The organism is Streptomyces sp. SID5785, from assembly GCF_009870065.1.
In the GTDB taxonomy this organism is placed as follows: domain Bacteria; phylum Actinomycetota; class Actinomycetes; order Streptomycetales; family Streptomycetaceae; genus Streptomyces.
On record NZ_WWIA01000756.1, the window covers coordinates 1 to 8,709 of the forward strand.

Here is an 8,709-nt window from a genome sequence, read left to right on the forward strand (position 1 = left end):
GCGGTCGCCCGCCCGCACCGCCCGGATCGCCGCGTCCAGGAGCGTGCCGTCGGGCAGCGGCGGGCCGTCCGGGACGGGCTCGGGCGCGGTGCGCGGCGGGGTGCGGTGGGCGTGCGCGCGCGTGATGAGGACATCGCCGTCCGGGGTCTCCGCCGCCGGCGCGAAACCCATCGCGCGCAGCCCCTCGAGGAGCGTGCCCGGGTCCGCCTGGGCGGCCAGGACGGTCGGGGCGAGACGGCGCAGCCGCAGGCCCGCGGCCCGCTTGTCGGCGAGGATCTCGCCGAGCACGGAGTCGTCGTCGCAGCGCACGTACGCGGAGGCGGACCGGGCGACGTCCGGGGGGGGCTCAGCAGGGGCCGGCCTGCTCCAGCGGCAGCTCCGCCAGGAGCCGCCAGCCCGCGTCGGTGAGTTCGACCACGTGCAGCGCCGCGACCTGAGCCGTGATCGGCAACCGCGGGGCCACGCGCCGCGCGATGTCCTCGGCGGCCTGCGGTTCCGCGCCCAGGGCCACCGTCACGTGCACCTGCGGATCGGGGCCGAACCGGCCGCCGTACGGCACCTGCCGGGGGTACGCGCCCCGCACCGCCGTGGCCCGGGACGCCAGCGCGGGCACGGGGACGCCGACGAAGCCGTCGGCCTGCTGCACCGCCGAGAGCGTGACCGTCACCCGCCCCGCGGGCAGCGCCGCGCGCAGCCGCTCCAGCTCCGCGTCGTCCACCTGCGCCGACGGGAGCCACGGATAGAGGAACGCGACGTGCGCGGGCACTCCCGCACGCACCACCCGCTCGTCCACCGAGGCGGCCAGCCTCAGCAGTTCGTCGGCCTCGGGCAGCAGCGCGAGCACCGCCGTCGTCCCTGTCCGGTGCGCCGAGGTCCCATGTGCCGAGGTTCCATGCGCTGAGGTCCCGTGCGTCGCGTCCTTCCCCACGCGCGCAGCATTCCACATCCGCCCGCGCGGGCGGCACATGTGTGGCGCATGGGAGTTCCCGTGCCCTTCCGCCGCCACGACGGCGTTCGTGCAGGCGGGCGCCGTGCGGTTCCCATGAAACGCACATGGTCGTGCAGCGCGGACTCACACGGGCCGACCAGGGTGGCGACCGAGCGCGCCGCGGACGCGTGCTCCGACGACACCTCGGTTCTGGAGCGCTGCATGATCGAAGTACAAGGCCTGACCAAGCGGTACGGCGAGGTCCTCGCCGTCGACGACCTGACCTTCCGGGTCGGGGCGGGCGAGGTGACCGGCTTCCTCGGGCCCCTGTACCGGATGGGCGGCATGCCCGGACGGCGCGACGTGGACGCCGCGATGGACCGCATCGAGACCGAGTCCGCGCGCCTGGCCGGTCTCGTCGAGGACCTGCTGCTCCTTGCCCGCCTCGACGACGACGCCGCGCCCGGCGCGCTGCCCCTGCACCCGACCCCCATGGATCTGCGCACCCTGGCCGCGGACGCCCTGCACGACCTGCGGGCGCTGGCCCCGGACCGGCCCGTCACCCTGACCGGGCCCGGCGGCGCCCCGGTCCTCGGCGACGAGGCACGGCTGCGCCAGGTCACCTCGAACCTGGTCGGCAACGTCCTCGCCCACACGCCCGCCGGCGTCCCCGTGCGCATCGGCGTCGGCTCGCGGGACGGCCGGGCCGTGCTCGAACTCGCCGACGAGGGGCCCGGCATGACACCGGATCAGGCGGCACGTGTCTTCGACCGCTTCTACCGGGCCGACAGCGCCCGGGGCCGCACGCCCACGGGAGGCGCGGGCCTGGGCCTGGCCATCGTCCACTCCCTGGTGACGGCGCACCACGGTGAGGTCGACGTGACGACCGCACCCGGCCGGGGCGCCACGTTCCGCGTGCTGCTTCCGCTGTACCGCGACGCCGACGACGTGTGACCGGCCGGGCCGCCGGGATCACCTGCTGACGGGCCGGTCCATCTGGGCAAGTTCCGCCTCGGCCCGTTCCTTCACCTGCGCGAGGACGCGTCCGGCAGCCGCCAGGTCCGCGGCCGGGATTCCGCCCCAGATCCGTGCGGAGACGGGCGCGACCTCGGTGGCGACCACCGCGAGCAGGTCGCGTCCCGCGCCGGTCGGGCGCAGGAGCGAACCGTCCGAGCTCAGCAGCTTCTTCGCGAGCAGCGTGCCGATGACGGCCCGCACCGCGGCCGGTTCGGCCTTGAGCGAGTCCTCCACCCGGCGGACCAGGTCGTCCGGAGTCGGCGGCGCGTCGTCGGTCGCGGCGGCGCGCAGGGTCACCTGCTCCAGGAACGTGACGTCGTGCCCGGACAGGACACGTTCGAGAACGCCGCGGGCGGCGTAGTGGGCCAGGCCGAGAGCGCGGGAGTCGGCGGCGGGCGCCGTGTTGATGCTCATGGAGATCCCCTCCGGGTGTGGTCGCCGTGCGGTGCGGGCGGAGCGAGAGGTACGCCGAGCAAGGCGGTGAGGTCGTCGGTGAACGCGTGCGTGCGCTCCGCGTCGAGACCACCGAGGGGCTCCAGGAGCTGCCCGAGCAGCTCGTGGACCACCTCGATCGCGTCCCGCGCGACGCGCCGCCCCTGAACGGTGAGCGCGAGCTGGACGGCACGCGGATCCCGGGGGTTGCGGGTCCGCTCGACGAGAGCGGCCGCCTCCAGTGCGCGGGCCAGCTTCGACACGTACAGCGCCTCCAGGCCGGTGTGATCGGCGAGTTGACGCTGACTGGGGCGCTCCCCGGCGTGCTGCATGCCGTACAGCGACGCGACCACCGAGTACTGCGCATGCGTCAGGCCGAGTGGGGCGACCGCGCGGTCGACGGCGACGCGCCACTTGTTGGCAAGCCGCCAGACCAGGAAGCCGGGCGTGGGAGCCGGCGAGTCCTTGCTCATGGCAATACCGTACATGGCGACTATAGCCATGGCTACTGTTCTTTCGGGTGCGCACGACCACGCTCCGACTCCCGGGACACCTCCGCCCGGGAGAACCGTCGCGTGGTCGGGGTGACCGCCGCCGCGGCCGGGCCGAGCAGGCATGTCAGTGCGCAGACGAGGAGGACGGGCGCGACGCCGAACAGGTCGATCGCGGGGGCGATCAGCCCGAGCCCCAGCGGGGCCAGTCCGTAGGAGAGCAGGAAGTCCAGCGAGGAGACCCGGGCCAGCTTGTCGGGGGCGACCTCGCGCTGCGTGGCCGTGAACCAGGGGACGTTGAAGAGCTCGACGCCCGCGCCCGCCACCGCGCACGCGGCCACGACCACCAGGGGGTGGACGGGCAGCATGAGGGCGAGCGGCACGAGCGCGTAGAGCGCGAGCCCGGCGAGCGCCGCCCAGCCCGGCGAACGGGGCCGCCAGCGCGCGATGACGAGGGCTCCGCCCAGCGCGCCCACGGTGTAGGCGGTGGTCGCCGAGGCGAGCACGACCTCGCTCCCGTACCGGTCGCGGCTGATCAGCGGCAGGGCCACAGCGGTGACCGAGTAGCCGGTGGCGATGACGGCGGTCAGCGCGCCGAGACCGGCGACGAACCACGGATGCCGCCGCGCCTCGCGCACACCGTCGAGGAACTCCCGCCGGAACGAGGTGCGTTGCCGCACCGCGCCCTCAGCCGCTCCGGTGCCCTCGTCGACTCCGGCGCCCTCGGCGGCCGGCGCGCCCCGGCCGGGAACGAGCGCCGCGACCAGCCAGAGGACGCCGATCCCCAGGATCAGGGTCCGGACGTCGAGCACGGCGGCGAGCAGCGCGGCCAGCGAGGGCCCGAGCAGGGTGCTCACCCGTACGGACAGGGTCATCGCGGCATTGGCCTGCTGCCGGCGGCCCGCGTCGACGGTCTCGGCGGTGAGCGCCTGGAAGGCCGGGCGACAGGCCCCCTGCCCCGCCCCGGCGAGCAGGGCGGCGAGGGCCATCAGGGCCAGGGACCGACCGAGCCCCGCGGCGAGCAGCGGCGCCGCGGCGGCCGCCGCCAGGGCGGACCAGAGCACGACGGTGCGGCGCGCGTGCCGGTCGGCCAGGACGCCCCCGACGGCGACGGCGCCGAGGAAACCGGCGGTACGGGCGGCCAGCGCGAGCCCGAGCCCGGCGGCCGTGAGGTCGCGCTGGAGGACGGCGAGGCCGAGCACGAAGGGCAGGGCCCAGGTGGCCAGTCCGGACGCGGTCGTCCCGGTCCACAGCCGAAGGAAGGCGGGGTCGAGCAGGACGGGCCGGGTGCGCGGCGCGGTCGTGGGGGGCGGTGGCGAGAGGGTCACCGTGACGGACTCCTTCGTGGTGGTCCCGGCCCGACAGGCGTGGGCGGCGGGGTGGTTGAGCGAGTGGGGTGCGGGCCCGCTGCGGGGGCCGCGCGGACACAGGCTAGCTTAATGAAAACGATTGTCGTTATAGTACGGCTCGGGTTCGACCGCGCTCCGCCGGGGTGCCGTCGCCCCCGGCTTCGCCCTGCCCGATCCGCCGCGATCCGCCTCGATCCGCACCAATTCGCCCGCATCGGCGCCGATCTGCGCGCCCCGCACACCCGGCCGACCAGCACGGTCGCCCGTGACAGCCCTGAGGAGTGGCCCGCTTGAACCGCCCGTCCCGCCCGATCCCTCCGCCCCCGCACGCACCCGGCCCCGTCGTCCACGGCTCCGCCGTCCGCGACTCCGTCGTCCGCGGCTCCGCAGAAAGCCCCGGCACGCAGCACACCGACGCACTCTTCACCGCCGCCCTCGCCGGTGAACTCGGCCCCGATCCCGCCCTGTCCACGGCCACGAGCGTCTTCTGGATCCATCACGGCACCCGGCTCGCAGGCGGTGACGTGACCTATCGCAACCAGTACGTGCTCGTCCGGCTCGGCTCCTCCTTCGGCGGCTGTGCCTTCGAGGCGGGCGAGATCCCGCCGGAACTGTGCGGCGAGGTCTCGGGCAGCCCCCTCGGCGCCCTGCTCGGCGCGGAGGTGCCCCGCCCGCTGCGGATCGCCGCGCTCGACGCCTACCTCGCCGAGGTCCGGCCCCATCGCAGCGCCCGCGACGCCGAAACGGTGACCCTGCCCGCCGGCCCGCCCACCGTGCGCGCCGCCGCACGGGACGCGGCCGTCGCCGGACTGCTCGACCTGCCGCAGGGCGCCACCGTCGGCCTCATCGGGGTCGTCAACCCCCTCGTCGCGGCCCTCCGCGAACGCGGTTGCACGCCGCTGCCCTGCGACTTCAACCTGCGCACCACCCAGTGGGGCGACCCGGTCGCCGACGACATGCACCCCGTCCTCGACACGGCCGACGCGATCGTCGCCACGGGCATGACGCTCGGCAACGGCAGCTTCGACACGATCCTGGAGCGGTGCCGCGCCCGGGACATCCCGCTGATCGTCTACGCACAGTCGGGCAGCGCCGTCGCGCGCGCCTTCCTCGCGGACGGAGTGACCGCCCTGTCCGCCGAGCCCTTTCCGTTCTCGCAGTTCAGCGCCGATCCGACCCCGCTGTACCGGTACCGTGCGGCGAGCGCCTCGTGACCGCGGGCACCCGCCCGCCCGGGACGACCGAGGCGGCCGGGACGCGCACCGGCAGCGGACACGCGCCCTGCCACCACGGCGAGATCCTGCAGGGCGTCTTCCGGGACCGGCACGGGCGCATCCTGCCCGGGCTCGTCACCCTGCCCATGGACACGCCGGGCACCCGGGCCGCGTTCCTACCGCGCCCCGGACCGCTCACCGTGGTCCCGGCCGACCGCACCAAGGCGCTGCGGGCGGCGCGGCTGACGGTCGAGGAGTGCGCGGTGCGCACCGGACGCGAGCCGACCGGCGGGGAGTTGACGCTGCACGGCGACGTCCCGGTCGGGCTCGGCATGGGCAGTTCCACGAGTGACGTGCTCGCCGCCGTGCGGGCGGTCGCCGACAGTTTCGGGCTGCGCCCGGGGCCCGGCACGGTCGCCCGGATCGCCGTGCGCGCGGAGCGTGCCTGCGATCCGCTGATGCTCGACGGGCGTCCGCGCCTGTTCGCCCAGCGGCACGGCCGGACCCTGGAGGTGCTCGGGCAGGCGCTGCCGCCGCTCGTCGTCGTGGGCTGCACCCTGGGCGGCGGACACCCCGTGGACACGCTCGCGCTGCCCGCGCCGCACCCCACCGACCGGGACGTCGACGCGTACGAGGAACTGCGCGCCCAGTTGCGGCGCGCGATCCGCGACAGGGACCCCGCGCTGCTCGGCCGGGTCGCCACGGCCGGCGCGCGCCGCGGGCGGCTCGCCCGCGGGCACGAGGGGTTCGACACGCTCACCGGGCTCGCGGAGCGGGCGGGCGCCGTCGGTGTGCAGATCGCGCACAGCGGCTGCGTCGCCGGGGTCCTCTTCGACCCGGCGGACCCCGGGGCCGCGCGGCGTGTGCGGCGCTGCGCCCGCGCCCTGGAGCGCGAGGGCCTCCCCGTCACCCGGACCTTCACCACGATCGGCACCCCCGAGGAGTTCACCGATGGACCTGCACATAGCGGAGGCGATCGGCCGGCCGGATCTCGTCCGGCTCGACGACCGGCTCGTGTGTCTGCGCTTTGAGACGATGAAGGTCGTCTCTGCGCTGGCGGCCGTCGAGCACCTCCTGACCACCGGCGCGGTACGGCGCGGCGACACGCTGCTCGACAGCTCCAGCGGCATCTACGCGTACGCCCTCGCGCTCGCCTGTCACCGGCACGGCATGCGCTGCCACATCGTCGGCTCCACCACGGTCGACGCCACGGTGCGGATCCAACTCGAGCTGCTCGGCGCCACGTTCGAGCAGATGGAGCCCTCCGCCGACCTCAAACTCGACCAGAAGCGGCGGGTCGCGCGCATCCAGGAGATCCTCGCGGCGCACCCGGAGTACCACTGGATGCGCCAGTACCACGACGCCGTCCACCGCCTCGGCTACCGTGCCGTCGCCGATCGCGTCCGCGCGGAGCTCGGTCCGGACACGCCGCTCACCGTCGTCGGCGGCGTCGGGTCCGGGGTCTCGACCGGTGCCCTCGCCGGATTCCTGCATGACCGGGGCGGGGACGTCCGGCTGGCCGGGGTGCAGCCGTTCGGCAGTGTCACGTTCGGCAGCGAGCACGTCGCGGACCCCGAGATCATCATCGCGGGGATCGGCAGCTCCATCCCGTTCGGCAACGTGCGCCACGAGCTGTACGACACCGTCCACTGGATCGCGTTCGAGGCCGCGCTCTCCGGGAGCGTCGACCTGCTGCGCCGGCACGCGCTGTTCGCGGGCCTGTCGACGGGGGCCGCCCATCTCGCGGCCCGCTGGGAACGGTCCGCGGACCCGCGCCGCACCGTGCTGTTCCTCGCCGCCGACACCGGACACCGCTACGTGGACAGCGTGTTCGCCCGCCACGCGGAGGCGGTGCCGCTCGACGAGCTCGCCCCGCGCACCGTCGACTCCCGCGCCGAACTCGCCCTGCCCTGGTCCCTGATGAGCTGGGACGGGGCCGGTGCACCCGCCGCGGCCCGGTTCTGAGCCGCGCGCCCGGCACCCGCCGCAGGCCCCGCCCTCTCCCGTCCTTCCGCTCCCCTCCACGACTTCCAGGAACGAGGTCCGCGTGCCGCCTTCCGCCGGCTCCCCGCCGACCCTGCACCCCGCCACCACGACCACCGGGGCCCGCCCCGACGCCCCGCACCACGCGCACGTCCCGCACGGGCGCGCGCGGTTCCTCGCCACCCGCAGGGGGCTGCTGCTCGCCTGCGCCGGTCTCGGCGCGCTCCTCGCCCTCTCCGTCGTCGTCGCCATCGGACTCGGCGCCGCCGTGATCTCCCCCGCCGACACCGCCCGGTACCTGTGGGCCGCGGTGACGGGCGGCGGCGTCCGGGCCGACGAGATCACCGCGTACCAGATCGTCTGGCAGATCCGGACGCCCCGCGTCCTGCTCGCCGCGCTCGTCGGCGCCGGGCTGAGCGCGAGCGGCGTGGCCGTCCAGGCACTGGTGCGCAATCCGCTCGCCGATCCGTTCGTCCTCGGCGTCTCGTCCGGCGCCTCCGTCGGAGCGGTCACCGTCACGGTCACCGGCGGACTCGCGGCTCTCGGGATCTACGCGGTGTCCGCCGGGGCGTTCCTCGGCGCGCTCGGCGCATCGCTGCTCGTGTACGCCGCGTCGGTGAGCCGGGGCGTCCTCGCCCCACTGCGCCTGGTCCTGACCGGTGTCGCGCTGTCGTTCGGGTTCCAGGCGGTGATGAGCGTCATCGTGTACTTCGCGCCCGACACCGAGGCCACCAGCACCGTGCTGCACTGGACGCTGGGCGGGCTCGGCGCCGCGACCTGGGGCATGCTGCCGCTCGTGGCGGCGGTGGTGGCGGTGGGGCTGCTCGTCCTGCACCGGCACGCGCGCGCCCTCGACGTGCTGGCGCTCGGCGACGAGAGCGCGACGAGTCTCGGCACAGACCCGGACCGGCACCGCAGGGCACTCCTCGTCGTGGTCGCGCTCGTCACCGGGGTGTCGGTCGCGGTCAGCGGCGCCATCGCGTTCGTCGGCCTGGTCCTGCCGCACCTCGTGCGCATGGTCGCGGGCGCCGTCCACGCCCGGGTGCTCGTCCTCGCCCCGGCGGCCGGCGCGGTGTTCCTGGTCTGGGTCGACCTGGCCGCCCGCACCCTGGCGGCGCCGCGCGAACTCCCCCTCGGCGTCATCACGGCCCTCGTCGGCGTGCCCGTCTTCATCGTCCTGATGCGACGCCGTGGCTACGGAACGGGAGGGCGCTGAGATGGATCTGCGCCTGGAGGGCCTCACCGTCGTCACCGACGGCAGAAGCCTCGTGCACGAGTTGTTCCTCGACGTGCCC

General features: G+C 75.3%; 8 protein-coding genes and 2 pseudogenes. 5 read left to right on the forward strand and 5 right to left on the reverse strand.

The genetic code is table 11. The features are described 5' to 3' along the window. Positions 1-324, reverse strand: a pseudogene (locus GTW43_RS24530) (DNA-binding protein); the annotation flags it as partial. Between the two features lie 22 nt (positions 325-346). Beyond that, complete coding sequence (locus tag GTW43_RS24535; protein WP_161304201.1) at positions 347-844, reverse strand: 2'-5' RNA ligase family protein; 498 nt, start codon at positions 842-844, stop codon at positions 347-349. 411 nt (positions 845-1,255) lie between these two features. Here GTW43_RS24535 and GTW43_RS24540 point away from each other — a divergent pair. Further along, positions 1,256-1,882, forward strand: a pseudogene (locus GTW43_RS24540) (HAMP domain-containing sensor histidine kinase); the annotation flags it as partial. An 18-nt stretch (positions 1,883-1,900) separates the two neighbouring features. Here GTW43_RS24540 and GTW43_RS24545 read toward each other — a convergent pair. The 3 genes from GTW43_RS24545 to GTW43_RS24555 are packed head-to-tail and all read right to left on the reverse strand — an operon-like array spanning position 1,901 to position 4,196. Next, positions 1,901-2,359 (reverse strand): MarR family transcriptional regulator, encoded by a 459-nt coding sequence (locus GTW43_RS24545; protein WP_161304202.1) that lies wholly within the window; start codon positions 2,357-2,359, stop codon positions 1,901-1,903. Continuing rightward, positions 2,356-2,850: a MarR family transcriptional regulator gene (locus GTW43_RS24550; protein ID WP_161304203.1), complete on the reverse strand. Its 495-nt coding sequence runs from the start codon at positions 2,848-2,850 to the stop codon at positions 2,356-2,358. Before GTW43_RS24550 ends, GTW43_RS24545 begins: the two co-directional genes overlap by 4 nt. 32 nt (positions 2,851-2,882) lie before the next feature. Beyond that, complete coding sequence (locus GTW43_RS24555; protein WP_161304204.1) at positions 2,883-4,196, reverse strand: MFS transporter; 1,314 nt, start codon at positions 4,194-4,196, stop codon at positions 2,883-2,885. Between the two features lie 485 nt (positions 4,197-4,681). Between GTW43_RS24555 and GTW43_RS24560 the strand changes: the two genes are divergently transcribed. From GTW43_RS24560 to GTW43_RS24575, 4 genes are all read left to right on the forward strand, one after another. Continuing rightward, positions 4,682-5,431, forward strand: a complete 750-nt coding sequence (locus GTW43_RS24560; protein WP_237536796.1) for a DUF364 domain-containing protein — start codon at positions 4,682-4,684, stop codon at positions 5,429-5,431. Further along, complete coding sequence (locus GTW43_RS24565; RefSeq protein WP_161304205.1) at positions 5,428-6,462, forward strand: GHMP kinase; 1,035 nt, start codon at positions 5,428-5,430, stop codon at positions 6,460-6,462. The genes GTW43_RS24560 and GTW43_RS24565 overlap by 4 nt, the downstream gene beginning before the upstream one ends. Further along, positions 6,383-7,396, forward strand: a complete 1,014-nt coding sequence (locus GTW43_RS24570; RefSeq protein ID WP_161304206.1) for a pyridoxal-phosphate dependent enzyme — start codon at positions 6,383-6,385, stop codon at positions 7,394-7,396. Before GTW43_RS24565 ends, GTW43_RS24570 begins: the two co-directional genes overlap by 80 nt. A gap of 214 nt (positions 7,397-7,610) precedes the next feature. After that, positions 7,611-8,630, forward strand: a complete 1,020-nt coding sequence (locus GTW43_RS24575; protein WP_161304208.1) for an iron ABC transporter permease — start codon at positions 7,611-7,613, stop codon at positions 8,628-8,630. The last annotated feature ends 79 nt before the right edge of the window (positions 8,631-8,709 follow it).